Origin of the sequence: Kitasatospora sp. NPDC048540 (genome assembly GCF_040651175.1) — a bacterium.
Classification (GTDB): domain Bacteria; phylum Actinomycetota; class Actinomycetes; order Streptomycetales; family Streptomycetaceae; genus Kitasatospora.
Window position 1 is genome coordinate 105,238 of sequence record NZ_JBEZIR010000001.1, and the last position, 25,062, is coordinate 130,299.

27 protein-coding genes are annotated in these 25,062 nt (G+C 74.8%); 12 read left to right on the top strand and 15 right to left on the bottom strand.

All coding sequences use genetic code 11. The features are described from left to right. The first annotated feature begins 224 nt into the window (after window positions 1-224). The 4 genes from AB0D08_RS00660 to AB0D08_RS00675 are packed head-to-tail and all read left to right on the top strand — an operon-like array spanning window position 225 to window position 3,262. A complete protein-coding gene (locus AB0D08_RS00660; protein WP_063794410.1) occupies window positions 225-659 on the top strand; it encodes a helix-turn-helix domain-containing protein in 435 nt (144 codons plus the stop codon). An 11-nt stretch (window positions 660-670) separates the two neighbouring features. Then, window positions 671-1,288 (top strand): hypothetical protein, encoded by a 618-nt coding sequence (locus AB0D08_RS00665; protein ID WP_359885836.1) that lies wholly within the window; start codon window positions 671-673, stop codon window positions 1,286-1,288. Then, complete coding sequence (locus AB0D08_RS00670) at window positions 1,281-2,543, top strand: MAB_1171c family putative transporter (protein WP_033821814.1); 1,263 nt, start codon at window positions 1,281-1,283, stop codon at window positions 2,541-2,543. The genes AB0D08_RS00665 and AB0D08_RS00670 overlap by 8 nt, the downstream gene beginning before the upstream one ends. Next, a complete protein-coding gene (locus tag AB0D08_RS00675; RefSeq protein ID WP_149038289.1) occupies window positions 2,540-3,262 on the top strand; it encodes an oxygenase MpaB family protein in 723 nt (240 codons plus the stop codon). Before AB0D08_RS00670 ends, AB0D08_RS00675 begins: the two co-directional genes overlap by 4 nt. Window positions 3,263-3,340: 78 nt before the next feature. On the opposite strand, the gene AB0D08_RS00680 is transcribed toward AB0D08_RS00675, so the two are convergent. Both AB0D08_RS00680 and AB0D08_RS00685 read right to left on the bottom strand, forming a co-directional pair. Then, window positions 3,341-3,970, bottom strand: coding sequence for a response regulator transcription factor (locus AB0D08_RS00680; RefSeq protein WP_033819669.1), 630 nt, complete (start codon window positions 3,968-3,970; stop codon window positions 3,341-3,343). After that, window positions 3,967-5,148 (bottom strand): sensor histidine kinase, encoded by a 1,182-nt coding sequence (locus AB0D08_RS00685; protein WP_359885921.1) that lies wholly within the window; start codon window positions 5,146-5,148, stop codon window positions 3,967-3,969. The genes AB0D08_RS00680 and AB0D08_RS00685 overlap by 4 nt, the downstream gene beginning before the upstream one ends. Before the next feature lie 285 nt (window positions 5,149-5,433). Between AB0D08_RS00685 and AB0D08_RS00690 the strand changes: the two genes are divergently transcribed. Next, window positions 5,434-6,000: a heme-binding protein gene (locus AB0D08_RS00690; RefSeq protein ID WP_359885837.1), complete on the top strand. Its 567-nt coding sequence runs from the start codon at window positions 5,434-5,436 to the stop codon at window positions 5,998-6,000. 29 nt (window positions 6,001-6,029) lie between these two features. On the opposite strand, the gene AB0D08_RS00695 is transcribed toward AB0D08_RS00690, so the two are convergent. From AB0D08_RS00695 to AB0D08_RS00710, 4 genes are all read right to left on the bottom strand, one after another. After that, entirely contained in the window at window positions 6,030-6,998 is a 969-nt protein-coding gene (locus tag AB0D08_RS00695) for a hypothetical protein (protein WP_359885838.1), read from the bottom strand. Continuing rightward, on the bottom strand, window positions 6,968-7,420 hold the full coding sequence (locus AB0D08_RS00700) for a hypothetical protein (RefSeq protein ID WP_233289208.1): 453 nt from the start codon (window positions 7,418-7,420) through the stop codon (window positions 6,968-6,970). The genes AB0D08_RS00695 and AB0D08_RS00700 overlap by 31 nt, the downstream gene beginning before the upstream one ends. A 114-nt stretch (window positions 7,421-7,534) precedes the next feature. After that, window positions 7,535-7,933: an ACT domain-containing protein gene (locus AB0D08_RS00705; RefSeq protein WP_033822890.1), complete on the bottom strand. Its 399-nt coding sequence runs from the start codon at window positions 7,931-7,933 to the stop codon at window positions 7,535-7,537. Between the two features lie 96 nt (window positions 7,934-8,029). Continuing rightward, the gene (locus AB0D08_RS00710) at window positions 8,030-8,656 is read right to left on the bottom strand and encodes a TetR/AcrR family transcriptional regulator (protein ID WP_033822891.1); all 627 of its coding nucleotides are present in this window, start codon (window positions 8,654-8,656) and stop codon (window positions 8,030-8,032) included. A 163-nt stretch (window positions 8,657-8,819) separates the two neighbouring features. On the opposite strand from AB0D08_RS00710, the gene AB0D08_RS00715 reads away from it, so the two are divergent. After that, window positions 8,820-10,277 carry an amidase gene (locus AB0D08_RS00715; protein WP_359885922.1) on the top strand — a complete coding sequence of 486 codons (1,458 nt, stop codon included), beginning with the start codon at window positions 8,820-8,822 and terminating at the stop codon, window positions 10,275-10,277. Window positions 10,278-10,353: 76 nt separating this feature from the next. Here the strand turns inward: AB0D08_RS00715 and AB0D08_RS00720 are convergent, their stop codons facing one another. After that, entirely contained in the window at window positions 10,354-10,935 is a 582-nt protein-coding gene (locus AB0D08_RS00720; RefSeq protein ID WP_033822893.1) for a dihydrofolate reductase family protein, read from the bottom strand. Window positions 10,936-11,121: 186 nt separating this feature from the next. On the opposite strand from AB0D08_RS00720, the gene AB0D08_RS00725 reads away from it, so the two are divergent. Beyond that, the gene (locus AB0D08_RS00725) at window positions 11,122-11,772 is read left to right on the top strand and encodes a PadR family transcriptional regulator (RefSeq protein ID WP_359885839.1); all 651 of its coding nucleotides are present in this window, start codon (window positions 11,122-11,124) and stop codon (window positions 11,770-11,772) included. An 18-nt stretch (window positions 11,773-11,790) separates the two neighbouring features. On the opposite strand, the gene AB0D08_RS00730 is transcribed toward AB0D08_RS00725, so the two are convergent. Further along, a complete protein-coding gene (locus tag AB0D08_RS00730; protein ID WP_359885840.1) occupies window positions 11,791-12,126 on the bottom strand; it encodes a hypothetical protein in 336 nt (111 codons plus the stop codon). A 394-nt stretch (window positions 12,127-12,520) separates the two neighbouring features. Here AB0D08_RS00730 and AB0D08_RS00735 point away from each other — a divergent pair, with 394 nt between their 5' ends. Beyond that, on the top strand, window positions 12,521-13,219 hold the full coding sequence (locus tag AB0D08_RS00735; RefSeq protein WP_082526741.1) for a bifunctional DNA primase/polymerase: 699 nt from the start codon (window positions 12,521-12,523) through the stop codon (window positions 13,217-13,219). 71 nt (window positions 13,220-13,290) lie between these two features. On the opposite strand, the gene map is transcribed toward AB0D08_RS00735, so the two are convergent. Next, a complete protein-coding gene (gene map / locus AB0D08_RS00740; RefSeq protein WP_359885841.1) occupies window positions 13,291-14,136 on the bottom strand; it encodes a type I methionyl aminopeptidase in 846 nt (281 codons plus the stop codon). Window positions 14,137-14,250: 114 nt separating this feature from the next. Between map and AB0D08_RS00745 the strand changes: the two genes are divergently transcribed. Continuing rightward, window positions 14,251-14,481, top strand: coding sequence for a hypothetical protein (locus AB0D08_RS00745; protein WP_359885842.1), 231 nt, complete (start codon window positions 14,251-14,253; stop codon window positions 14,479-14,481). A gap of 24 nt (window positions 14,482-14,505) precedes the next feature. Here the strand turns inward: AB0D08_RS00745 and AB0D08_RS00750 are convergent, their stop codons facing one another. Together AB0D08_RS00750 and AB0D08_RS00755 are read right to left on the bottom strand one after the other, a co-directional pair. Then, window positions 14,506-15,852, bottom strand: coding sequence for an MFS transporter (locus AB0D08_RS00750; protein ID WP_051813060.1), 1,347 nt, complete (start codon window positions 15,850-15,852; stop codon window positions 14,506-14,508). A 59-nt stretch (window positions 15,853-15,911) separates the two neighbouring features. Continuing rightward, window positions 15,912-16,493, bottom strand: a complete 582-nt coding sequence (locus tag AB0D08_RS00755; RefSeq protein ID WP_033821982.1) for a hypothetical protein — start codon at window positions 16,491-16,493, stop codon at window positions 15,912-15,914. 47 nt (window positions 16,494-16,540) lie between these two features. On the opposite strand from AB0D08_RS00755, the gene npdG reads away from it, so the two are divergent. Continuing rightward, complete coding sequence (npdG, locus tag AB0D08_RS00760; RefSeq protein ID WP_033821983.1) at window positions 16,541-17,245, top strand: NADPH-dependent F420 reductase; 705 nt, start codon at window positions 16,541-16,543, stop codon at window positions 17,243-17,245. Window positions 17,246-17,364: 119 nt separating this feature from the next. Further along, on the top strand, window positions 17,365-17,559 hold the full coding sequence (locus tag AB0D08_RS00765) for a hypothetical protein (RefSeq protein WP_033821984.1): 195 nt from the start codon (window positions 17,365-17,367) through the stop codon (window positions 17,557-17,559). A gap of 28 nt (window positions 17,560-17,587) precedes the next feature. Here the strand turns inward: AB0D08_RS00765 and AB0D08_RS00770 are convergent, their stop codons facing one another. Next, window positions 17,588-18,397, bottom strand: coding sequence for a site-2 protease family protein (locus AB0D08_RS00770; protein ID WP_359885843.1), 810 nt, complete (start codon window positions 18,395-18,397; stop codon window positions 17,588-17,590). Window positions 18,398-18,619: 222 nt separating this feature from the next. On the opposite strand from AB0D08_RS00770, the gene AB0D08_RS00775 reads away from it, so the two are divergent. Next, window positions 18,620-21,985, top strand: a complete 3,366-nt coding sequence (locus AB0D08_RS00775; protein WP_359885844.1) for a BTAD domain-containing putative transcriptional regulator — start codon at window positions 18,620-18,622, stop codon at window positions 21,983-21,985. Between the two features lie 6 nt (window positions 21,986-21,991). Here the strand turns inward: AB0D08_RS00775 and AB0D08_RS00780 are convergent, their stop codons facing one another. The 3 genes from AB0D08_RS00780 to panB form a co-directional block, all read right to left on the bottom strand. Beyond that, window positions 21,992-22,801 carry an ABC transporter permease gene (locus AB0D08_RS00780; RefSeq protein WP_359885845.1) on the bottom strand — a complete coding sequence of 270 codons (810 nt, stop codon included), beginning with the start codon at window positions 22,799-22,801 and terminating at the stop codon, window positions 21,992-21,994. Continuing rightward, a complete protein-coding gene (locus AB0D08_RS00785; protein ID WP_033820265.1) occupies window positions 22,798-23,817 on the bottom strand; it encodes a daunorubicin resistance protein DrrA family ABC transporter ATP-binding protein in 1,020 nt (339 codons plus the stop codon). Before AB0D08_RS00785 ends, AB0D08_RS00780 begins: the two co-directional genes overlap by 4 nt. Before the next feature lie 108 nt (window positions 23,818-23,925). After that, window positions 23,926-24,822, bottom strand: a complete 897-nt coding sequence (gene panB / locus AB0D08_RS00790; RefSeq protein ID WP_033820266.1) for a 3-methyl-2-oxobutanoate hydroxymethyltransferase — start codon at window positions 24,820-24,822, stop codon at window positions 23,926-23,928. Window positions 24,823-25,062 lie beyond the last annotated feature (240 nt).

Genomic DNA, 25,062 nt, shown 5'->3' on the forward strand with positions numbered 1-25,062 from the left:
AGCTGCGCCCGGGGCAGGCCTGGGCACAGGAGATGCCTGGGCCCTCGGTGTTGATCCTGCCCGTGGCGTGAAGGGGTGTCAACTATCGTTGATTGCCGAGCCGGGAATCAGGGCCGTCGCGCCGGGAGATTCACAGGTTCATCCCGAATTGTCCCCAACGATCGTGCAGTCCGACACCGGAGCCGGATTCTGGCGAACCGTCAGGACGTTCTATGATCCGCCCCATGTCCACGGATTCTCCACCCACTCGAACGCCGGAACCACCGGATTTCGCGGCCCGCCTCCGGCGGCTGATCGCGGTGATCTACCCCAAGGATCTGGGCCGCTCCTGGCGTGACTCGGAGATAGCCGAGGGGACCGGCCTGAGCGGCACCTACATCGGCAACCTCCGCAAGGGCACCCAGAAGCCGAGCCTGGAGAACGCGGTGAAGATCGCCAGATTCTTCGGCGTACCGCTGGACTACTTCAGCGACTCCGCCACCGCCCAGGCGGTCGAGGCCGACCTGCGCAAGATCGAGGCACTGCGCGACTCCCGGGTCGAGCGGATCGCGATGCGGGCCGCCGGGCTTCCGCCCGAGATGCAGGACGCCGCCCTCACCGTCGTGGAGCAGCTCCGCAGGGCGGTCGGCCTCACCGACGACGGCAACCCCGCGGCGTGAGCGATCAGCCCGTGAGCGACCGACCCGTGGGCGACCGACCCGTGGGCGACCACGACGTGGGCGACCACCAGGAGATGCCGCTGGGCCGCTGGCGGCGGCCCGCGGGGGAGGAGGGGGAGCAGGTGCGAGGTGTAGGGCGTACCCGGCGCCGGATGCGGTCCGTGGCGCGGCAGTTGGAGCTGCCACCGCTGAGCACGGTGGAGGAGCTGTGCGCGGCGGTCGCCGACCGCTGCGGGCGCCCCGTGCGGCTGGAGCCGCGACGGATGCGGGTGGGCGAGCCGTCCGGGTTCGTCGAGCGCCGGGCGGACGCGGACGTGATCCACTTCGAGCAGGAGACCTCCGGGCTGCACCAGGCGCACATCATCTGCCACGAACTGGCCCACCTGCTCTGCGGCCACCTCGCCGAGGTCCCGCCGCCGGAGGCCGACCCGGCCCGGGTGGAGCTGCCCACCATCGACCCGGACGTCCTGCGACTGGTCCTCGGCCGCTCGCACTACGACGACGCCGCCGAGGAGGAGGCCGAGGTGCTCGGCGCCGAACTGCTGCGGATCCTGGTGCTGGCCCCCGGCGCCGGGACCACCTCCCAGCTGGCACCCGCGCTGGAGCACCGCAAGGGCCAGCATGTCTGAGCTGCCGTTCGACCTCGGCTACCTGACGATCGGCTCGCTGGCCTGGCTGGTGGCGGCCCTCAAGTTCCGGGCCTGGCGCCGGGAACCGTCCCGCGGACTGCTGGTGGTGGCGCTGGCCGTCGCCTCACCCGCCACCTCGTTCCTGCTGGCCTCCCCGTTGCTGTACCGCGCCGTCGACCGGCTCACCGGCGTCGGCAACCTCGCCACCCTGCTGGTCTACCTCGGCATCGCCGGCTTCTCCGCCGCCGCCGTCGTGCTGGCCCTGATCTGGATGCCGCCCGCCCGCCGGGCCGGCGCCGTGGTGTGGGCGGCGGCCTCTCCGCCGACCTGGCGCCGGGCCCGCCGCCGGCTCGCCGCCTTCGCCGTGCTCGGCCCGCTGATGGCGGCGCTGTTCGCACTCGGCGGCCCGTACCGGCCGGAGACCCCGCTCACCTTCGACACCGACTTCGCCGCCACCCCGGCGACCGCCCTGTTCCTGTCGCTGTACCAGGGGCTGTTCGCGTTCGCGCTGATCGACATCGGCCGGGTCTGCCTCGGCCACGCCGCCCGGCTGCCGGCCGGGTCGCTGCGGCGCGGCATCCGGCGGATCGCCCACGGCTCCTTCACCGCCTGCGGCTACGTGCTGTGCAAGCTGCTCGCGATCGGCGCGGCCTGCGCGGGCGCGCGGGACCTGGACTGGCTGAGCACCGGCCTCGGCCCGGTCTTCGCCGCGGCCGGCGCCGTCCTGATCACCGCCGGGTTCGCCGGACCGGCCGGCGCGGCCTGGCTGCGCCGCCGCCGCGACTACCGTGCGCTGCGCCCGCTGTGGGACCTGGTCTACCGCGCGGACCGCAGGCTGGCGCTGGAGGCGCCGGCCTCGCCGCGGACCGAGCGGCTGGCCCTGCGCGACCTGGAGTGGCGGACCGCCCGGCGCGGACTGGAGATCCGGGACGGGCAGCTGACGCTGCGTCCGTGGGTGGACCCGCAGGCGGTGGCCGCGGCCGGCCGGGTCGCCGAGCGGGCCGGGCTGGACGAGGCGCAGCGGGCCGCGCTGGTCGTCGCGGCCGCGCTGCGGTCGGCCGTCACCGCGCTGGCGGCCGGTGCGCCGCCCCGGCCGCGCGAGGAGCAGCCGGTGCTGCCCGGCCTGGACGCGGAGCCGGCCGAGGAGCGGGCGCACCTGGTCCGGGTCGCGCGGCTGCTGGACGGTCGGCTCACCGCCGAGGCGCTGGCGGAGGGCGTGGACGGCGTGGACGACGTGGCCGGGGTGACCGGGTGAGCGGGATGTCGGCGAGCGGGATGCCGGCCGCCGACCCGTTCGCCCGGCTGGTGCTGGAGACCATGCCGCAGGAGTCCCGGGTGGGTCTGACCCTCGGGTTCGTCCGGACCTTCGCGGTGCCGGAGATCGCCGAGGTGCTGTACGGCACCGGGCGGATGACCGGCGCGCCCAAGGACCGGGCCAAGGCGACCGGTGCGGCGATGTTCGCGCTGATCGGCCACGGGACCGGTAGCCCGGAGGGCCGGCGGATCGTCGAAGACCTCCGCCGGGTCCATCAACGCCCGGGAATCACACCCGAGTTGATGCGGTACGTGCTGGCCTGCTTCACGGTCTGCCCGCTGCGGTTCGTCGAGGAGCACGGACCGCGGCCGGTCACCGGCGCGGAGCGCGACGCGGCCTACCGCTTCCACCTGGACGTGGCGGGGGCGCTCGGCCTGCCGGAGCTCACGGTCGACGGACTGCCGGGCCTGGAGCACTGGATGGCCCGGTTCGAACGGGACCGCTTCGCCCCCGGCGCGCCGGCCCGCGCCCTGTGGCGGGCGAGCGGCGGGCTGCTCGCGGCCCGGCTGCCGCGCCCGCTGGCCCGGCTCGCCCCGCTGGTGGCGGCCTGCCTGCTGGACCAGCCGTTGCGGGCGGCCCTCGGCGTACGGCGTCCGCCCGCGCCGCTGAGGTTCCTGGTCGCCCGGGCGCTGCGGGCCCGCGCCCGGCGGGGGCACTGACCGGCGGGGGCACCTGCGGGGGCACTGACGGGCCGGGCCGGCGCGCGGCACCCCGGGGAGCGCGGGGAGCGGGGCCGGTCAGCGCAGCAGCCGGCGCTCCTTGGCGGCGGCCACCGCGCCCGCCCGGGTGTCGACGCCCAGCTTGGCGTAGATCCGGCCGAGGTGGGTCTTGACGGTCGCCTCGCTGATGAACAGGGCCCGGGCGATCTCCCGGTTGCCGTGGCCCTGGGCGAGCTGGGCGAGGATGTCCTGCTCGCGGTCGGTCAGCTGGGGTGCCGGGGCGCGCATCTGGGCCATCACCCGGGTGGCGACCGGCGGGGAGAGCGCGGTGCGGCCCTCGGCGGCGGCGTGGATGGCGGCGAACAGTTCCTCGGGGCGCTCCGCCTTGAGCAGGTAGCCGGTGGCGCCGGCGGCGATGGCCCGGGTGATGTCGGCGTCGGTGTCGTAGGTGGTGAGCACCAGCACCCGGGCGGCGGCGGGCCCGGTGGTGATCCGGCGGGTGGCCTCGATCCCGTCGATGCCCGGCCCGAGCTGCAGGTCCATCAGCACCACGTCCGGCCGCAGCCGTTCGGCCAGCGCGACCGCCTCCTCGCCGCTGCCCGCCTCCCCGGCCACCTCGATGCCGGGGGCGCTGGCCAGCAGGGCCAGCAGGCCGGCCCGGACCACCGCGTGGTCGTCGCAGACCAGCAGCCGTACGTCCGTGTTCACCGGTCCTCCAGCGGGATCGAGGCGGAGACCACGGTGCCTTCGCCGGGGGTGCTCTCGACGGTGAGGGTGCCGCCGAGCTGGCGCAGTCTGGCCCGCATCGCGGGCAGCCCGTGGCCGCGCCCGGCCGCCGGGGGGCCACCCGGCGGGGTGTCACCATCCGCTCCCGCACCGCCGGGCGGCCCGGCCAGGCCGCGGCCGTCGTCCGCGATGTCCAGGACGGCCTGGTCGCCGAGGTAGGAGAGGCTGAGCGCGGCCGTCCGGGCGTCGGCGTGTTCGCGGACGTTGGCGAGCGCGCCCTGCGCGATCCGCAGCAGGGCGGCCTGTGCGGCGGCGGGCACCGGGACGGGCGCGCCGTCGATGCGGACGTGCACCGGGCGCCCGCTCTCGGCGGTCTCCCGTTCGGCGAGGGCCCGCAGTGCGGCGTCCAGCGTGCCGCCGTCGGCGAGTTCGGCGGGAGCGAGGTCGTGGACGAAGCGACGGGCCTCGGCCAGGTTGCGGGCGGTGATGGCGGTGGCGGTCCGGACGTGGCCGCGGGCGGTGGCCGGGTCGCGGTCCCAGACCCGCTCGGCGGCCTGGAGCAGCATCTGCTGGCTGGACAGGCCCTGCGCCAGGGTGTCGTGGATCTCCATGGCGAGCCGTTCGCGTTCGGCGAGCGTGCCCTCGCGGCGTCCGGTGGCGGCCAGTTCGCGGCGGGTGCTGATCAGGTCGTCGATCAGGGCGCGCTGCCGGGCACCCTGCCGTTCCATGTACCGGAAGACCGCCGTGGCGAGGACCGCGACGGTGGGCGGCAGCAGCGGCAGGGTGGGGTCGAAGCCGTCCGACAGCCGCAGTTCGGCGGTCACCACCAGCGCGGTCATCGCGCCGATCACCGGGACGGCGGCCCGGGTGGGCAGGGCCCGCAGCACGGTGTAGATCAGCGGTACGGCGCACCAGGCGAAGCTGGGCGCCATCAGCACCAGGACCGCCCAGCTGCCGAGCACCGCGAGCAGGCCGGCCAGCTCGGCGGGGCGCCGCCCGGCGGCGGCCAGGCGGCCCGGGCTCCGGGCGGGCAGCAGCAGGTGCGCCGCGGCAAGCGCGACCGACAGTCCGATCACCCAGGGGGTGCGGGCGGAGTGCCAGTGGTGGTCCAGGTACCGGGTGAGCGAGGCGGCGAGCAGCAGCAGGAAGGCGATCCGCATCACCGTGGCCAGCCACCCCGCGTCGGGGTCGCCGGCCGGCGGCCGGTGGTCGTCCACGTGGTTCTCCTCGTCCGTCGGCGGGCCCGCTCCCGCCGGCTGTCCTCCTGGCATGGTGGCCCGCCAGGGGGCCGTGCGCATCGACCGATCGGCCGACCCCCGTGTCGTCCATGATGCCTGCCGGTCCGGGCCGGTCCGACGATCCGGACGGCGGGTGGCCGGCCGGAGGATCGAGGCAGAGCGGGAGCCGGTGCGGTTCCCGGAGCCGATCCGAGCAGGAGCCGAAGCATGACGAAGATGAGCCCGCGGGCCCGTGTACTGACCGGCGCCGTCGCCGTGGCCGCCCTGGCGGCGGGCACCCTCGGTGCGGTGTCGGCCAACGCCGAGACCGGCCGGGCACCGGAGGCCGCCAAGGCGGACGCGGTGAAGGCCGATGCCGCCGACCGCAACCTCACCGGGTCGACGGGCCTGAGCATCGAGGCCGCCACCAAGGCCGCCCAGGCCGCCCTGGACGCCGCCGAGAAGGGCGGCCAGCACGTCTCGGTGGCCGTGGTCGACCGCAACGGCGTGACCCGGGTGCTGCTGAAGGGCGACGGCGCGGGCCCGCAGTCCCCGGAGTCGGCCGAGCGCAAGGCGTTCACCGCGGTGTCCTGGAACGCGCCCACCTCCGAGCTGGTCAAGCGCCTGGCGGCCACCCCGAACCTGAAGGACATCCCCGGCACGCTGTTCCTGGGTGGCGGCGCCCCGGTCCAGGCCAAGGGGGCCCCGATCGCGGCCGTCGGGGTGGCCGGCGCCCCGAGCGGCGACCTCGACGAGCAGTTCGCCCAGGCCGGCGTGGCGGCGCTGGGCAAGTAGCCGCACCGCCCCGACCGGCGGCGCGCCGCTCACCGCGGCGGTGCGCCGCCCGCCCGGGGCGGTGTGCGCAGCGCCGCCGCCACGGCGTCCTCGTACACCTGGCCGGCCAGCCGGGCGTGCTCCGCGCCGTGGCCGCTGAAACGCTCCAGGCAGACGCTGCTGTTGACCTCCAGCACCGCGAGAGCGCCGCCGGTGCTGTCCGGGTCGCGCCCGTCGCCCGCGTCGGCCGTGTCGACGATGTCCACGGCGGCGAAGGTCAGGCCGGTCGCCCGGGCGGCCGCCGCCGCGAGGGCGGCCAGCCGCGCGCGGACCGCCGCCGGCACCTCCAGCCGCGGCACCGCCCCGTACGCCAGGTTGTGCCGCCACTCACCGGAGCCGTCCGGCGGGCGGGCCTTGTCGAACACGATCCGGTCCCGGTCCGCCAGCACGACCACCCGGTACTCGTGCCGGATCGGCACCCACGGTGAGAGCGCCAGCGCGGGATGGACGGCGAACAGCCGCTCCAGCAGCGCGGTCAGCTCCGGCAGGGTACCGGCCCTGGCGACGTCCCGCCCGCCGCGTCCGTCCAGCGGCTTCACCACCAGCGGCAGCGCCAGGTCCGCGACGAGCGCCGCGGGGTCCTCGCCGTCCGCCTGCCGCAGCAGGCGGTGGCCGACCGCGGGGACGCCCGCCGCGGCCAGCACCGCGCAGGTGGCCACCTTGTCGGCGGCGACGGCGGCCGCGGCGGCGTCGTTCAGCGGGAACTCGTAGCCGACGACGTGGGTGTGCCGCCCGCCCCGGCGCAGCTCGGCCACCCAGCCCCGGGAGTGCCAGGTGAGGTCCGCGCCCGCCAGGGCCGCCGCCCGGGTCAGCTGCGCGGTGAAGTACGGCCGCCGCCCGGCCTGCGCCGCGGGCCGGCGCAGCGCGAGGGCCCGCTCGGTGGGAGCGGGCCCGGCGGGCGGACGGGCCGCGGGGCCCGGTCGGCGGCTCAGAACGCCGGCTCCTTGTGGTACACGCACAGCGCCCAGATCACGAAGACGTCGATGGCCAGCAGCACCAGTGACCACAGCGGGTAGTAGGGCAGCGAGAGGAAGGCGGCGATCGCGCTCAGCGAGGCGAAGAAGATGCCGCCGATCCGGGCCCAGGTGGCGGCCCGCAGCAGGCCGAGTCCGGTGAGCGTGATCAGGACGCCCAGGACCAGGTGGATCCAGCCCCAGCTGGTGAGGTCCAGCCGGAAGACGTACCGGGGCGTGGTGACGAACAGGTCGTCGTCGGCGATGGCCATGATCCCCTGGAAGATCTCCAGGATCCCGTTGACCAGCAGCATCACGGCGGCGAACAGCACCAGCCCGGTGACCCAGGCGGTGTTCTCGCCGTCGTCGTAGGAGTCGTAGGAGCTGCCGGTCGGCGGCGGGCCGGTCGGGCCGGAGGCAGTACTCATGGATCCTCCTCGGGTGAGGCACTGTCACCCGACCTTCGACCCGCCCGGGACGGGCCGGCAATCCGGCGGCGCCGTCCGGGTGACCCCTCCCGCGGGACCGGCCCCGGGCGGAGGTCAGGGCTGCTGCGCCGCCAGCTCCTGCAGCGCGGCCACCGCCCGGTCCGCCTCGTCGGCGCCGACGAACAGGTGGTCGTGGTGGAAGCCCGCCACCACGTTGCAGCTGATGCCGTGTCCGGCCAGGTGCCCGGCGACGGCGGCGGTGAGTCCGACGGCGTCCAGCGCGGAGTGGATCTGCAGGGTGATCCAGGCGGCCACGTAGTCGTAGCGCAGCCCCAGCGCGTCGGCCTCCTCCTGCGCCACGACCACGGTCGGGCCTTCGGCTTCGGCGACCGTGACCACCGGCCGGAGCCCGGTGGGCACCTTGCCGGGGAGGGTGCAGTACACGTACCGGCCGGGGTTGAGCACCGGGCGCATACCGCCGAGCAGCTTCTGGAGATCGCGTTCGCCTGCCATGCCGCCACCGTAGTGCGGGGGGACCCGGCGGCGGGGCGCGACGCACCTGTCCCGCCCGGGGGAAGTACCCGGCCCGGTCCGGGCCCGGGGACGGGGTCAGCCCGCGGGCCGGGCCCCCGCGCCGGTCCCGGGGGCGGGGTGGCGGTCCAGGACGGCCTCGACGATCCGCATCAGCCGCTCGCCCGCGTCCCGGACGCTGCCGTTCTGCGCGCTCACCTGGGCGCCTTCGAGAGCGAAGGTGATCTCCGCGGCGGCCTGGTCCGGATCGGACATCCCGGCCCCGGCGCACAGGTCGGCGAGCCGGCGCAGCTGGCCGGCCTTGTGGGCCTCGATCAGGCGGCGGGCGGGGTGGGTGCGGTCGGGCAGTGCCGCGATGGCGTTGATGAACGGGCACCCCCGGTGGGAGATCCCGGGAAGTCCGTCGGCGATGAACCGGGCCATCCCCAGGATCTGCGCCCGGGGCTCGTCGGGGTGCGCGTCCCGGCACCGGTCGAAGGCGGCGGTGTAGTCGGCCGCGACGATCCGCAGCCACTCCTCGACCAGCGCGTCCTTGGTCGCGAAGTGGCGGTACAGCGCCATCTTGGTGGTCGCGGCCCGGTCGGCGATGGCCTGCACCCCGACCGCCTTGATCCCTTCGCGGGAGAAGAGCTCCTCCGCCGCGTCGAGGATCCGCTCCCGGGGCGGCAGCTTGGCCACCCGGGTCTGCCTGCTGACTCTGTCCATGTCCGCCGTTCGGCCCCTCGTCCGGTGGGGTGTCGTCTCCGCCGGGGTGTCGTACTGCCCCGCCCGCAATGCTACGGTACCGACCAGTCCCAAGCGATACCGATCGGTATCGCTGGATACCGAATGGTATCGATGCTGGCGCCGACCCCCTGAACGGATGACCATGAAGCTCTCCGAGTACGTGACCTACGACGGCGTCGGCCTGGCCGACCTGGTGGCGCGCGGCGAGGTGACCGCCGCGGAACTCGCCTCGGCCGCCCAGCGGGCCGTCGAGGCGGTGAACCCGCAGATCAACGCCGTGGTCGAGACCTGGCCCGCGCAGGACGCGCCGATCCCGGGCTCCACACCGCTGGCGGGGGTGCCGTTCCTGATCAAGGACCTCGCCGTCGCGATGGCCGGCAAGCGGGTCGAACTGGGCAGCCGGATCGCCGCGGGGAACGTCGCCGCGGCCGATTCGGCGCTCATGACGCGCTTCCGCCGGGCCGGACTGGTGACGCTCGGGCGCACCACGACCCCGGAGTTCGCCTACAGCACCACCACGGAGGGCGTCCTGTACGGCGCCACCCGCAACCCCTGGGATCCGGCCCGCAGCCCCGGCGGCTCCAGCGGCGGCTCGGGAGCCGCCGTCGCCGCGGGCATCGTCCCGATCGCCCACGCCACCGACGCGGCGGGCTCCATCCGGGTCCCCGCCGCCGCCAACGGCCTGTTCGGGCTGAAGCCGACCCGGGGCCGGATCTCCATGGGCCCCGACGCGGACGAGGTCTTCAACGGGCTCGCCGTCCACGGCGCCCTCAGCCGCTCGGTACGCGACAGCGCCACGCTGCTGGACCTCGTCCACGGCCCCGAGGCCGGCGACCCCTACGCCGCCCGGCCGCCGCAGCGGCCCTACGCGCAGGAGACCACGCGCGCCCCGGGCAGCCTGCGGATCGGCCTGCTCACCCGGCCCTGGGGCGGCCGGGCCGTCGAACCCACGGTGGTCGACGCCACGCTGCGCGCCGCACGGCTCGCCGAGAGCCTCGGGCACCGGGTCGACGAGGTCGAGGTCGGCCTCGGCGTCGACTGGGAGGAGTTCGTCCTGGCCAACGCCCGCCTGTGGAGCACCAACCTGGTGACCTGGATCGACGCCTTCGCCGCGGCCTCCGGCCGGCCCGTCGACGACACCACGCTCGAACCCGAGATGCTGGCCGGCTACGCCTACGGACAGCGGGTCGGCGGGACCGAGTTCGTCCACGCGCTCGCGATGCGCAACAGCGTCGCGCGCGCGATCGGCCGGTACTTCGCCGACTACGACCTGCTGCTCACCCCGACCCTGCCCGAACTGCCGGTCCTCCTGGGCGCTTACGCCGAAGGGGCCGAGGGTACCGACGGTCTCGGCTGGCTCGGGCAGCTCATGCACCGCTCGCCGTTCACCGCCGCGTTCAACGTCGCGGGCACCCCGGCGATGTCGGTCCCCCTGGAGACCGACCCCGCCACCGGACTCCCCATCGGCATCCAGTTCGCCGCGGGATACGGACGCGAGGACGTCCTCTTCCGCCTCGCCGGCCAGCTCGAACAGGCCGCCCCCTGGGCCCGGCGCACTCCTCCCGTCCGGGCCGGCGGCCACGACGGGGCCGTCCTGTGACAGGCGACCCGGACCGATCGCCGTCGACGTCGGACCGCCGCACGGGACGTGCGGGGCGGACCGGCCCCGGCTGCGGTCAGCGGCGCACCCGGTAGCGCAGGTGGAGCACCCGGTCGGCCTGGATCGCCACGTCAGGATCGTCCAGCAGGTGCTGCGCCCGGACCGACCCGAAGTAGCGCTTGCCGGACCCGAACACGACCGGAACGACGTCCATGCGCACCTCGTCGATCAGGCCCGCGGCGAGCACCTGGCCACCGACGTCGCCGGCGGCGACCTCGACGATGCGGTCACCCGCGAGCTCCTGCGCCTCCGTCATGGCCGCCTCGACGCCTTCGACGAAGTGGAACGGCGCCCCGGGGTCCCAGCCCTCGGGCGCAGGCCGGTGCGTCACGACGACCACGTGGTCGATCCCGCCCGGCGGCTTCCCGTCCCAGCCGTCCGTCAGGTCGAAGACGTGGCGGCCGACGATCGTGACTCCGATCCGGTCCCAGTACGGCCGGGTGTAGTCGTAGGACGTCTGCGACACCTTCAGCGCGCCGCTCCCGTCCAGCGGGACGTCACCGCTGGACAGCCAGTCGAACAGCGGTCCTGGCCGGTCGTTCTCGTCCGCGATGAAGCCGTCCACCGACACCGAGCCGTACATGACCGCCTTGCCCACGGGGCTCTCCTCTGCTTCGGGGTGTCCAAGTTAGCCGGGACCTGACCTGCGGCGGTCCGACCGCGCCGGCACGGGCGTTGCCTTCCGACAGTCACCGATATATCGTTGAGCTATCGGGATGCTTCGTTGGGAGGTGTCCGCAGCGGGAAGGGGTGCGTCATGCGCTCAGGAATGCGAAATCGGGGGATGGGTCGCCGTGGACGGCGACCGGGGCCCGGGGAGCCGTTCGGCGAGGAGTTCGAGGTGCGGGAGGCGTTCGGGCCGTTCGGCGGGCCGGGCGGTCCCGGTGGGCCGTTCGGGGCCGGGCCCTACGGGCCGGGGCCGTTCGGGCCGCCCGGGTTCGGCGGCCACGGCCGGGGCGGCCGCGGGCAGGGCCACGGCGGCCGGCGCGGCGGCCGGGCGCGGCGCGGGGACGTCCGCGCGTCGCTGCTGGCGCTGCTGAAGGAGCGGCCGATGCACGGCTACGAGATGATCACCGAGATCGGTGAGCGGACCGGCGGCACCTGGCGGCCGAGCCCGGGATCGGTCTACCCGACCCTCCAGCTGCTGGAGGAGGAGGGCATGGTCACCGCGCAGGAGGCGTCCGGCAAGCGGCTGTTCGAGCTCACCGAGAGCGGCCGGGCGGAGGCCGACGCGGGCGGCGACAGCCCGTGGGCGGAGGCCGGCCGCGGCGTCGACTGGGAGGCCGTGCGCGAGGTGCGCGAGTCGCTGTCCGCGGTCGAGCACGCGGTGCGGCAGGTGATGGCGACCGGCACCGAGACCCAGCGCACGCAGGGCCTCGCGGTGCTGGCCGAGGCGAAGAAGAAGCTCTACCTGATCCTCGCCGAGGAGGCGTGAGCGCTCCGGGCGGCGGGCCTACCGCTCGCCGCCCGCGGGCTGCCCGGCCTCGTCCTCGGCCGCGGTCGCCGTCGTCGTGGCGGTGGCGGCGGACGTGACCGGCGGCCGGCTCCAGGGCCAGCGCAGGCCCCCGGCGGTGTCGCCGTCCGGGTCGTACTCGTAGCGCCAGCGCCAGCGGCCCTTGGCGTCGTACTCCTTGGCCCGCCGGTAGACCAGCGTGGTGGCGGGGACGTCGTGGTACGCGGGCACCGGTACCCGGTAGACCTTGCCGACGTTGTGGAACACGGTCAGCGGGATGCGCAGCTCCCGGCCGTCCAGCGGTCCGCCGACGAATGCGGTGTCCTTGCTCTTCACGTCGTCCAGGGTACGTGCGGGTCGGGCGGCTCCCGTGCGGGTCCGGAGCGGGCCGTGTGCAGCAGATGTGACCGGCGCAGCACCCCGTTCGGTCATCCGGACCGTCCCGGCACCCTTATTCTGCTCTGTACGCCTCCGGGGTTCACCCGGGTCCGCGGGCCTCGTACGGGCCGGGTCGGGTGCCTGTGCGCCTGCCCGCCGAGTCGCAACTCTCGTTCCTCCGTACCGTGCCCCGGCGTCGGCCGCCCGGTCACCCCGGCATCCGGCCGACGGCAGACGTGCCGCACGGATCCGCCCGGGAAGCCTTGGGCGCGTTTCGGTGTTGCGTCCAATGTTGCACCGGTCGCTGTGTCACACCAGGCACAGCAGGTCACGGCAGTGCGGAAGGGGCCCGATGGAAGCCAGCAGCAGGTGGACGACCTGGTGGCGGCGTGACCGGCAGCAGGAGCGGCCGGTCGCGGGTGGGGACGCGGCGACCCGGCTGGATCTGCTGCTGGGGGCGGTGCGTGCGGGTTTCCCGCTGGCGCCCGCCGCGCACCCGGCCGGCCACCGGTGTTCCTGCGACCGGATCGGCTGTCCGGCGCCGGCCCAGCACCCGGTCTCCTTCGCCTGGCAGTCCCAGGCGACCACCGATCCCGAGCAGCTGGCCCGCTGGCTGTCCCGCGACCCGCAGGCGAACTTCGTGACCGCCACCGGCCGCGCCCACGACGTCCTGGACGTCCCCGCGTCGGCCGGCGTGCTGGCCGTGGAGCGGCTGGACGAGCTCGGCATCGGCGGTCCGGTCGCGGTCGTCGGCGAGGACCGCTACCTGTTCTTCACCGCGACCCGCGGCACCCCGGCCGACGAGGACGAGTGGTGGACCAGCGCGCTGGACTCCACCCCGGACACCATGTCCGAGCACCCGGGGCTGCGCTGGCACTGCCGCGGCTCGTACACGCTGCTGCCGCCGGCCGCGCTCGCGGACGGCGGTGAGGTGCGCTGGCTGCGCGGTCCCGAGCAGCCGCTGCCGGACCCGCTGCGGGTGCTGGACGTGCTCACCGACGCGTGCACCGAGGTCGGCGCCGTCGCCGAGGAGCAGTGGCTGATCGGCTGAGCCGCCGCCGACGACGACGTGCGTGAGGGGCCGCCCCCGGCCGGGGGCGGCCCCTCACCCACGTCCGTGCGCTACGGCAGGGTGAGGATCTCGGCGCCGTCGGCGGTGACCACCAGGGTGTGCTCGAACTGGGCGGTGCGCTTGCGGTCCTTGGTGACCACGGTCCAGCCGTCGGCCCAGACCTCGTAGTCGTAGGTGCCCAGGGTGAGCATCGGCTCGATGGTGAAGGTCATCCCGGGCTTGATCACCTCGGTGGCCCGCTCGCTGTCGTAGTGCGGGATGATCAGGCCGGAGTGGAACGAGGTGTTGATCCCGTGGCCGGTGAAGTCGCGGACCACGCCGTAGTCGAAGCGCTTGGCGTAGGACTCGATGACCCGGCCGATCACGTTGACCTGGCGGCCCGGCTTGACCGCCTTGATCGCCCGGGCGAGCGCCTCCCGGGTGCGCTCCACCAGCAGCTTCGACTCCTCGTCGACGTCGCCGCACAGGTAGGTGGCGTTGAGGTCGCCGTGCACCCCGTGGATGAAGGCGGTGGCGTCGATGTTGACGATGTCGCCGTCCTGGAGCACCGTCGTGTCCGGGATGCCGTGGCAGATCACCTCGTTGACGGAGGTGCAGATCGACTTCGGGAAGCCCCGGTAGCCGAGGTCGGAGGGGTAGGCGCCGTGGTCGCACATGTACGCGTGGGCCACCGCGTCGAGCGCGTCGGTGGTGACACCGGGCTCGATCAGCTTGGCGGCCTCCTCCATCGCCCGGGCGGCGATCCGGCCGGCGATCCGCATCTTCTCGACGGTCTCCGCGGTCTGCACCTCGGGCCCGGTGTACGGCGCCGGCGCCGGGCGCCCGACGTACTCGGGGCGCGCGATGTGCGCGGGGACCTTGCGGGTGGGGGACACGATGCCGGGTACCAGAGACATGCCGGTGAGTCTATCGGCCGGGCCCCGGCCCGCCCCGGCCGTGTGTGCGAGGGCGGCGCCGGGAATGATCCGTACGGCACACATCCGGTACGCACGAGGAACGGGAGGCGCACGATGGCGCTGGGATTCGGCCGCAAGGGCACCGGGAACCCGGGGGAGTGGTTCTACTGCATCAAGCACGCCAAGGTCGAGGAGGGCCCGGACTGCCCGGCGAAGGACCGGCTGGGCCCGTACGCGAGCCGTGAGGAGGCGGCGCACGCCCTGGAGACCGCCGCCGAGCGCAACCGGGAGTGGAAGAACGACCCCCGCTGGCAGGACGACGCGCCCGCGGACGGCCAGGGCTGACCCGCACGCCGCCCGCCGCCGCCCTCAGGAGGCGGTGACGGCCTCCGGGACGGCCTGGTCCCGGGCGGCCCGCTCCCGGGCCTCGTGCTCGGCGCGGACGGCGGCCGCGTGCGGGTCGGTGCGGTCGTCGTAGCCGAGCAGCCGGGGCAGCGCCGCGGTCAGCGCCACCACACCGACCACACAGGCCAGCCCGCCGGCCCAGATCGAACCGCGGACCCCGACCAGCGCGGCCATGCCGCCCGCCCGGACCTGGCCGAGCTGCGGGCCGACCGAGTAGCTGAGCAGTTCCACCCCGGCCATCCGGCCGCGGACCTCGTCCGGGATCGACTGGTTCCACATGGTGGAGCGGGCGGTGCCGGAGATCTGGTCGGCGCCGCCCGCCAGGGCCAGGCACAGCAGCACCAGCCAGATGTTGGGCGCGACACCGGCGAGTGCCACCGCGGCGCCCCAGCCGAGCGCGGCGAGCACCAGCATCCGGCCGTGCCGGTGGATGCGCGAGGTCCAGCCGCTGGTCGCGGAGACCACCAGGGCGCCGACCGCGGTCGCGCCGTACATCAGGCCGAGCGCCCAGTCGGCGTGCAGTTCCGCCGCGAAGAACGGGTAGATCGCCACCGGGAAGGCGAACAGCATCGCGCAGACGTCGATCACGTAGGTGCCCAGCAGGTCCTTGCGGCTCCAGGCGTACCGCACACCGGTGGCGATCGCCCGTACGGACGGCTTCTGGGCGCCGGTCGGCGGCGGCACCGCCCGCATCCGGGCGAGCAGCAGCAGCGACACGACGAAGGTCGCCACGTCGAGCGCGAACGCCGTCTGCACCCCCGCGGCCGCCACGATCAGACCGGCCAGCGCCGGGCCGGCCACCGAACCGACGTTGCGGTACAGCGAGTTGAGGGCGAACGCGGCGGTCAGCTGGTCGTGCGCGACGATCCGCGGGGTGAGCGAGTCCAGCGCCGGACGCTGCACGCCGTCGACCGCCGCGACCAGGGCCGCGACCAGGTAGACCGGCCACAGCAGCGGATCCGGCAGCAGCGCGTTCACCAGCAGCAGGCCGGTCAGCAGCGCCAGGCCCGCCTCGGAGACCAGCACCAGCCGGCGCCGGTCCAGCGCGTCGGCGAGCGCCCCGCCCCACAGCCCGAACACGATCAGCGGCACCAGCTCGAACGCCCCGACCAGGCCCACCGCGAACGAGGAACCGGTCAGCTCCTTGATCTGCAGCGGCACGGCGACATAGGTCAGGAAACTGCCGAACGAGGTGACGCACCCCGAGGTCCACAGCAGCCGGAAGTCCCGGGACGAACGCCAGGGCGCGAGGTCGGGCAGCAGGCCGCGGGCGCGCGAAGGTGCCGGGAGGGCCGGATCGGGGGAGGTCACAACGGGACATCATGGGCGCGCCCCGGATCGGTGGCAAACGAATTACCGGCGGGCGCCGCTCACCAGCGCAGCGCCGGCGGCGCGGTCAGCAGCTCCGCCAGCCGGGCCAGCCGGGGGGTCCGCGCCGCCGGCGCCCCGGCCGCCGCGCTGACCAGGTGCTGCACCAGGTCGAACGGCTCGCCCGCCAGGCCCGGCACCGCCAGCCGCTGGTGCACCGGCGCCGCCGGCCCGCCGGTGTCGCCGTCGAGGGCGAGCACCGTCGCACCGCCGCGCCGGGCGTCCTCGACCCGCTCCAGCAGCACCTCGTCCGGCGCCGCCGGGGCCACCAGCAGCACCGTCGTCCCCCGCGGGCGCTCGGACAGCAGCCGCAGGCCGTGCGAGAGGTGGGCGGGCGCGCCCGCCGGCACGCTGTGCCGCAGCAGCGTCGGCGCCAGCAGGGCGGCCCCCGAGCGGGCCGCCTCCTCGTCCAGGTGCGCCGCCAGGTGCCACGGCTCGTACGCCTCGGTGCCGACCAGCAGCAGCCCCCGGGAGGCGCGCCGGGTCACCGAGCGGCGCAGCTCCCCGCCGAACTCGCGGGTCGACTCCAGCCAGCCGCTGCCCGCCAGCCTCTCCCGGAGTGCTGAAACTCTCAGTGCGTCCATGGCGCACAGCGTGGAGCAGCCGCCCCGCCTTTGGCAGGATCTTCGGCATGACGCACCCCGATTCAGTGAACGCACCGGCCGCCGCGGCCACCCCCGAGCGGCCCGAGGTATCCCAGTTGGTGGTCGGTGTCCTCGGCGGCACCGGGGACCAGGGCCGCGGCCTCGCCTACCGGCTGGCCGCCGCCGGACAGCAGGTGATCATCGGCTCCCGGACCGCCGAGCGGGCCGAGGCCGCCGCCGCCGAGCTGGGCGCGGGGGTCCGGGGCGCGGACAACGCGACCTGCGCCCGGGAGAGCGACATCGTGATCGTCGCGGTGCCGTGGGACGGGCACGCCGACACCCTGCGCGCGCTGCGCACCGAGCTGGCCGGCAAGATCGTCGTGGACTGCGTCAACCCGCTCGGCTTCGACAAGCAGGGCGCCTACGCGCTCAAGCCCGAGGAGGGCAGCGCCGCCGAGCAGGCCGCCGCCCTGCTGCCGGACTCCCGGGTCACCGCCGCGTTCCACCACCTGTCGGCGGTGCTGCTGCAGGACCGGGAGATCGAGCGGATCGACACCGACGTCCTGGTGCTCGGCGACGAGCGGGCCGCCACCGACCTGGTGCAGGCGCTGGCCGAGAAGATCCCCGGGATGCGCGGGGTGTTCGCCGGCCGGCTCCGCAACGCCCACCAGGTCGAGGCGCTGGTGGCCAACCTGATCTCGGTCAACCGCCGCTACAAGGCCCACGCCGGCCTGCGGATCACCGACGTCTGAGCCGCGCACCCCGGCGCGCCGCACCGTCCGCACCACCCCGAAGGGGGCCCCTCGACCGGCCGAGGGGCCCCCTTCGGGGACAATGGGCCCGACCGCGCATCCGACCCTGGAGCTCCGCCATGCCCCGCAACGCCCTGCTCGCCTCGATCGTCCTCGTCCTCGCCGTGACGGCGGCGGTGATCTCCTTCGTGGAGGGCAACTGGTTCGGCGTGATCTGGGTGCTGATGGCCGGCGTCGCCAGCAACATGGCCTGGTTCTACGTCCGCAAGGAGCGCGCCGACCGGGCCCGCGCCGCCGAGGCCGGCCAGGGCTGAGCCGCCCGGGCCGGGTGCCTGCGCCCGGTCAGGACCAGAAGCGGAACAGCGCGTCGCCGACCGCGACCAGGTAGTTCTCCACCCCGAACAGATCCATGATCCACAGCGCCAGGCGGCTCAGCCACCTGCCCGCCTCGGTCTGCCAGATCACCAGGAACAGCAGCAGCATCCCGTACGGCGCGAACGGCTCGACCGCGCGCCGGGTCCGGTAGGACAGCCACGGCTCGACGATCCCGTAGCCGTCCAGGCCGGGGACCGGCAGGAAGTTCAGGATCGCCGCGGTGATCTGCAGGTAGGCGAGGAAGGACAGCGCCGCCGGGAACGGCGCGACCGGCAGGTCGAAGCCGTTGACCGGGCTGGTCAGCCCCGGGTCGTCGAACAGGCCGCTGCCGACCAGCAGCAGCAGCCCGATGCCGAGCACCAGGTTGACCAGCGGCCCGGCCGCCGAGATCAGGCTGTGCTTGAGCCGGCCGCGGATCCGGTGCCGCTCGATGAAGACCGCGCCACCGGGCAGACCGATCCCGCCCATGATCACGAAGATCACCGGCAGCACGAAGCTCAGCATCGCGTGCGCGTACTTGAAGGGGTTGAGGGTCAGGTAGCCCTTCGCCCCGATCGAGATGTCCCCGCTGTGCAGGGCCGTCCTGGCGTGCGCGTACTCGTGCAGGCACAGCGACACCATCCAGCCCGCGACCACGAACAGGAAGACCCCGAAGCGGGAGTTGCCGTACCCCGCGGCCACCGCCCACGCGGAGGTGCCCAGGATCGCGACCAGCACCAGGAAGACCGGGCTGATCCGGTTCTGACTGCTGTGGCGGTCGGTGGTGGCGAAGCTCATGTGGCGGGACTCCGGGGCTGGCTCGGGCACGGGCGGGAAGCACGATCATGCCGGGTGCCGGCGGACCGGACAACCGTCCCCGGGTGAACGTACGGCACCCCGGGCCCGTTCCGGCGCCGCGGACCGCCCCGCCTGCCGCCCCGGACGCCAGGCCGGACGCCGGGCCGGACGCCGGGCCGGTAAAGGGCGTGCGGCGGTCCGGCCGTCCACCAGAATGGTCCTGTGCACTACGGCATCCTCGGCACCACCACGGCCCACCACGACGACGGCACGCCCATCGCGCTCGGCGGGGCGAGGCTGCGCGCCCTGCTGGCCGCCCTGGTGCTGCGCCAGGGCCGGCCCGTCCCCGCCGAACTGCTGGTCGAGGAGGTCTGGGACGCCGACCCGCCGCAGGACTCCGCCGCCGCCCTGCAGACCCTGGTCGGCCGGCTTCGCCGCACCGTCGGCCGGGCCGAGATCGGCTCCGGCCCGGCCGGGTACTGGCTGACCGGCGCCGGCACCGACCTCGGCGACTTCCAGCGCCTCGCCGACCAGGGCCGCCGGGCCCTCGCCGACGGCGACCACGCCCGGGCCGCCGACGACCTGCACACCGCCCTCGCCCTGTGGCGCGGCCCCGCGCTGGCCGACCTGCCCGACCGCAGCGGCCCGGCCGCCCGGCTGGAGGCCCGCCGCGACGAGGCCCGCCGGCACCGGATCACCGCCGACCTCGCCCTCGGCCGGGCCGGCCGGGTCACCGGCGAACTCGCCGAACTCTGCGCCGGGCGCCCGCTCGACGAACAGCTCCAGGCCCTGCTGATCCGCGCCCTGCACCAGGACGGCCGCACCGCCGAGGCCCTCCAGCAGTACGAGAGCGCGCGCCGCGCCCTCGCCGACCGGCTCGGCGCCGACCCCGGCCCGGCCCTGCAGGCCCTGCACCGCGAGCTGCTCGCCCCCGCCGCGGCCGTACCTGCCACCGCCGCCACCGCCGCCACCGCCGCCGCTCCGACCACCCCCGCCCCGCCGGCCCGCCAGGCCCGCCAGGGCGGCAACCTGCGCCCCCGGCTGACCAGCTTCGTCGGCCGCGACGGGGACCTCGCCGCCCTCGGCCGGGCCCTCGCCTCCGGCCGGCTCACCACCCTCACCGGACCGGGCGGCTCCGGCAAGACCCGGCTCTCGGTCGAGGCCGGCCGTGTCGCCCAGGCCGACGGCGCCTGGCCCGACGGCGTCTGGCTGGCCGAACTCGCCCCGCTGGAGGACCCGGCCGCCGTTCCCGGCGCGGTGCTCTCCGCACTCGGCCTGCGCGAGACCGTGCTGCACGCCGGCAGCGCCGTCGCCGAGGCGATCGAGGGACGCGAGACGGACCCGCTGCGCCGGCTGGTCGACCACTGCGGCCGCCGCCGGATGCTGCTGGTCCTGGACAACTGCGAGCACCTGATCCAGGCCGCCGCCGACCTCGCCGACCGGCTGCTCGCCGAGTGCCCCGGCCTCACCGTGCTGGCCACCAGCCGGGAGCCGCTCGGCGTCCCCGGCGAACGGGTGCTGCCGGTCGAGCCGCTCCCCGACGCCGCCGCGCTTCGCCTGCTGGCCGAACGCGGCGCCGCCGCCCGCCCCCGCTTCGACCCGGCCGAGGACCCGCAGGCCTGCGCCGAGATCTGCCGCCGCCTCGACGGACTCCCGCTCGCCATCGAACTCGCCGCCGCCCGCCTGCGCGGCCTGACCCCGCGCCAGATAGCCGACCGGCTGGACGGCCGGTTCGCCCTGCTCACCGCCGGCTCCCGGACCCTGCTGCCGCGCCAGCAGACCCTGCGCGCGGTGGTCGACTGGAGCTGGGACCTGCTCGGCAAGCGCGAACGCGCGGTGCTGCGCCGGCTCTCGGTCTTCGCCGGCGGCTGCACCCTGGAGAGCGCCGAGCAGGTCCTCGCCGACGAGGCCGACGTCCCCACCGAGGAGGTCGCCGACCTGCTGCTGTCCCTGGTCGACAAGTCGCTGGTGGTCGCCGGGCTCGGCGAGGAGCCCAGGTACTGGATGCTCGAGACCATCCACGAGTACGCCGCCGAGCGGCTCGCCGGGTCCGGCGAGGCCGGCCGGGTTGCGGACCGGCACACCGCCTGGCACCGGGACCTGGTGCGCGCCGCCGACCACGACCTGCGCGGCCCCGGACAGGTGCACTGGCTGGCCGTCCTGGAGCGCGAGCAGGACAACGTCCGGGCCGCGCTGCGCCGGGCGGTGGACACCGGTGACGAGCAGCAGGCGCTGGTCATCGTGCTGGCGGTGAGCTGGTTCTGGTCGCTGCGCAACTACCGCGAGGAGGCGTGCGTCTGGTACGAGCAGGTGTGCGGGCTCGGCCCCGACCCGTTCGCCGCGGACGCGCCGGCGCCGGTGCCGCTGGAGCTGGACCCGCTGGCGGTGCCGCTGCCGCTGCCGCGCGAGCAGCTGGAGGAGGCCCGCCGCCAGGTCCACCTGCACTGGCTGGTGGCCCGGTTCACCGGCAACATGGCCACGCTCGGCGATCCGGAGACGGCCGCCCGCGCGCGCCGGGTGCTCGAGGTGTACACCCCCGATCTGCCGCAGTCGTACCGCGCCCCGGTGCTGATGCGGGTGTTCGCGGCCTTCCTGTCGGGCGAGATCGGCGAACTGCGGGACCTGCTGGACGACGCCGTGGCCGGGGCCCGCCGCCACGGCCGGCCGCACGACCTGGGGTTCGCGCTGGGGATCCGGGCCCGGCTGCTGAACGACTGGGTGGGCGGCCTGGAGCAGGCGGTGCGCGACAGCGACGAGGCGCTGGCGCTGGCGGTGCGGACCGGCGACCCGTGGGCGATGTCCGAGGCGTACTCCTCGAAGGCCGAGCACGCGGCCAAGCGCGGCGACGCGGCCGGCGCCACCGAGGCGTACCGGCGGGCGATCGAACTGGCCGAGGAGATCGGCTCGCCCCAGGAGGTGCCGCTGCTGCAGGCCCGGCTGGGCGAGGCGCTGTACGAGCTGGACCCGGTGGAGGGCGAACGGCTGATCAGGGCCGCGGTGGGCGCGGTCGACCGGCGCGATCAGGCGGCCGACGGCGCGATGCTGTACGGCCGGCTGCTGCTGTGCAACATCCACGTGGGCCGCGAGGAGTACCGGGAGGCGGCCGAGGAGCTGGACCGGTTGGAGGCCGAGCAGCGCAGCTTCGGCCCGCTCTCGCCGGAGGTCTTCGAGGCGATCGTGTTCTGCCTGCGCGGCTGGGTGGCCGCCCGATCCGGGGACCCGGAGCGGGGGCTCGCGCTGCTGGGCGACAGCCGGCGGGGGATCAGCGGGGTCAGCGGCCTGGTCACGGTCTTCGCCGAGCACATGACCATGATGCTGCTGCTGCCCGCCTCCGGGATCCTGCTGGAGTACGCCACCGCCACCGGCGACCGGGGCGTCGCCCGCCGCTCCGCGGTGATGCTCGGCGCGCACCTGGCCCTGCACGGGGCGATGGGGTCGCTGATGGAACGGGCGGAGCGGGTCCGCACCGCGGAGCGGCTGACGGCGCTGCTCGGCGCCGAGGAGTTCCAGGACGCACGCGAGGAGGGCGGCCGCCTCGGACTGACCGAGGCGACCGCCCTGCTGGACGAGCACCGGCACACGTCCTAGACCGGACTAGGTGCGCTTGCGGAAGCGGGCCACCGCGAGCGGGGCGGTGACCGCGGTGATCACCGCGGAGCAGACCAGCACCACGGTCACCGAGTGGGCGAGCGGGCCGCCGTTGATCAGGCTGCGGCAGGCGTCGGCCAGCGCGGAGAGCGGGTTGTACTCGGTGAAAGCCTGCAGCCAGCCGGGCATGGTGGTGGTGGGCGCGAAGATCGAGCTGCCGAACTGCAGCGGCATGATCACCAGCATCCCGACGCCCTGGACGGCCTGGACGCTGCGCAGCGACATCCCGAGCAGCATCGAGATCCACACGATCGACATGCCGAACACCAGGGACAGGCCGACCGCCGCGAGCAGCTCCAGGATTCCGGTCTTGATCTGCAGGCCGATCAGCATCGCGAAGCCGATCAGGATGGTGAAGGAGACCAGCGCCCGGCAGGTCTCCGCCGCGATCTTGGAGAGCAGCACCGCGGACCGCCCGATCGGCAGGGTCCGGAAGCGGTCCATCACCCCGCTCTGGAAGTCGCTGTTCAGCCCGGTGCCGACGGACATCGCGAGGTTGAGGCCGGTGGTGCCGAGCAGGCCCGGGATCATGTACTGGATGTAGTCCTGCTGGCTGCCGGAGACCGCGCCGCCGAAGACGTAGACGAACAGCAGGGTGAAGATGATCGGGATCAGCAGGGCGTCCAGCATGGACTCCGGGTCGGCCTTGATCCGCATCAGGTTGCGCCGGGTCAGCGCACCGACGTGGCGCAGGTTGGCCCGCAGGCCGATCCGGGGGTCGTCGAGGTGGCCGGGGGCCAGGGTCGCGGCGCTCATGCCACGGTCTCCTTCGGGAGGGTCGGGGCGGTGTCGGCCGCGGCGGCGGCGGGCTTGCCGGTGATGGCCAGGAAGACCTCGTCCAGGCTGGGCAGCAGGGTGTCGATGCCCGCGACGGCGAAGCCGCGGGTGCCCAGCACGCCGATCACGGTGGTGAGCTGGTCGTCGGCGGTGAGCGGTACCGAGAGCAGCCCGGTGTCGGTGGAGAAGGTGGCGCGCAGGCCGGTCTCGTGCAGGCAGCGGGCCATTTCCGGCAGTTCCGCCGGGTGGACCGGGCGGACCTGCAGGGTCTGCCCGCCGACCTGGGTCTTCAGCTCGGCGATGCCGCCGCCCGCGATCACCCGGCCGCGGTCGATGACGGTCAGCTCGTTGGCGAGCTGTTCGGCCTCCTCCATGTACTGGGTGGTGAGCAGGACGGTGGCGCCCTCGCCGACCATCCGCTGCACCTCGTCCCAGACCTCGTTGCGGGTGCGCGGGTCGAGGCCGGTGGTGGGCTCGTCCAGGTAGAGCACCTTGGGCCGGCCGATCATGGAGGCGGCCAGGTCGAGCCGGCGGCGCATCCCGCCGGAGTAGGTCTTGGCGGGGCGGCGGGCGGCCTCGGTGAGGGAGAAGCGCTCGAGCAGCTCGCCGGCCCGGGACTTGGACTCCTTGGCGGACAGGTCCAGCAGGCGGCCGATCAGGTAGAGGTTCTCGTACCCGGAGAGCAGCTCGTCCACGGAGGCGTACTGGCCGGTCAGGCCGATGGTGCGGCGCAGCTGCTTGGGCTGGCGCAGCACGTCGTAGCCGCCGACGAAGGCGGTGCCGGCGTCCGGCTTGATCAGCGTGGAGAGCACCCGGACCAGGGTGGTCTTGCCGGCGCCGTTGGGGCCGAGCAGGCCGAGCACGGTGCCTTCGCGGACGGTGAGGTCGACGCCGTCGAGCGCCTTCGTCGAGCCGTAGTGCTTGACGATGCCGCGGACCTCGACGGCGTTGGTGCGGTGTCCCCGGTCGTTCGGGGCGGTGGCGATTCCTGTCATGCCGTCAGACTGCCCGGCGCCGCTGTCAGCCCGCTGTCAGCGCTCTGTCGCCGCTGACAGCGGGCTGTCGCCCGGCGCCGGGGGCCCGGCCGGAGCTGCCGCCGGGGCCTACTTGAAGCTGTGCTCGGCCGCCGGGAAGGTGCCGGCGGTGACCTCGGCCGCGAACTCGCGGGCGGCCTCGCCGAGGACGGCCCGCAGGTTGGCGTACTGCTTGACGAACTTCGGCACCCGGCCGGCGGTCATGCCGGCCATGTCGGTCCAGACCAGCACCTGGGCGTCGGTCCCGGCGCCGGCGCCGATGCCGACGGTCGGGATCATCAGCTGCTCGGTGACCTGGGCGGCCAGCTCGGCCGGTACGGCCTCCAGGACCACCGCGAAGGCGCCGGCCTGCTGGACCGTCTTGGCGTCGCGCAGCAGCTGGTGGGCGGCCTCGTCGCCGCGGCCCTGGACCGGGTAGCCGCCGAGCGCGTGCACCGACTGCGGGGTGAGGCCGATGTGGGCCATCACCGGGATGCCGGCCTCGACCAGCAGCTCGATCGAGCGGGCGCTGCGCTCGCCGCCCTCCAGCTTGACCGCGCCGACCCCGGCCTCCTTCATCAGCCGGGCGGCGTTGTGCATGGCCTGGGCGGCCGACTCCTGGTACGAGCCGAACGGCATGTCGCCGACCACCATGGCCCGCTTGGTGCCGCGGACCACGGCGGCCGAGAGCATCACCATCTGGTCCATGGTGACCGGGACGGTGGTCTCGTAGCCGAGGTGGCAGTTGCCGGCCGAGTCGCCGACCAGCAGCACCGGGATCCCGGCCTCGTCGAAGACGCCGGCGGTCAGCGCGTCGTAGGCGGTCAGCATCGACCACCGCTCGCCGCGCTGCTTGGCGGCGGCGAGGTCGCGGACGGTCACCCGGCGGTTGGTCACACCGCCGTACAGGGTGGCCGTGCCCCGGTCCGCGGCGGGCTGCGGGGCGGGTGCCTGCGCGGGGGCAGGCGAAAGCGGAGAAGCGTTCATCGAACAGGCTCCTGAAGGGTTGTCGTCTCGTGGCGCCGTGCGGCGTCCCCGGATCTGCTCCCATGCTTGCACGGCCGGGCCCGGGCGCAAAGAGCGGTGCACGGTGGGTTCCGGCCCGGTCCTTTTACCGGAAGTTTGCGATACGGGTCTGTCTCGTATCGAAATCGGGGCTACCCTGGACCCGAGGGGTTACGAGACGAATCCGACTCGTAAGTCCGGACATCCTCGTACGGACAGGGA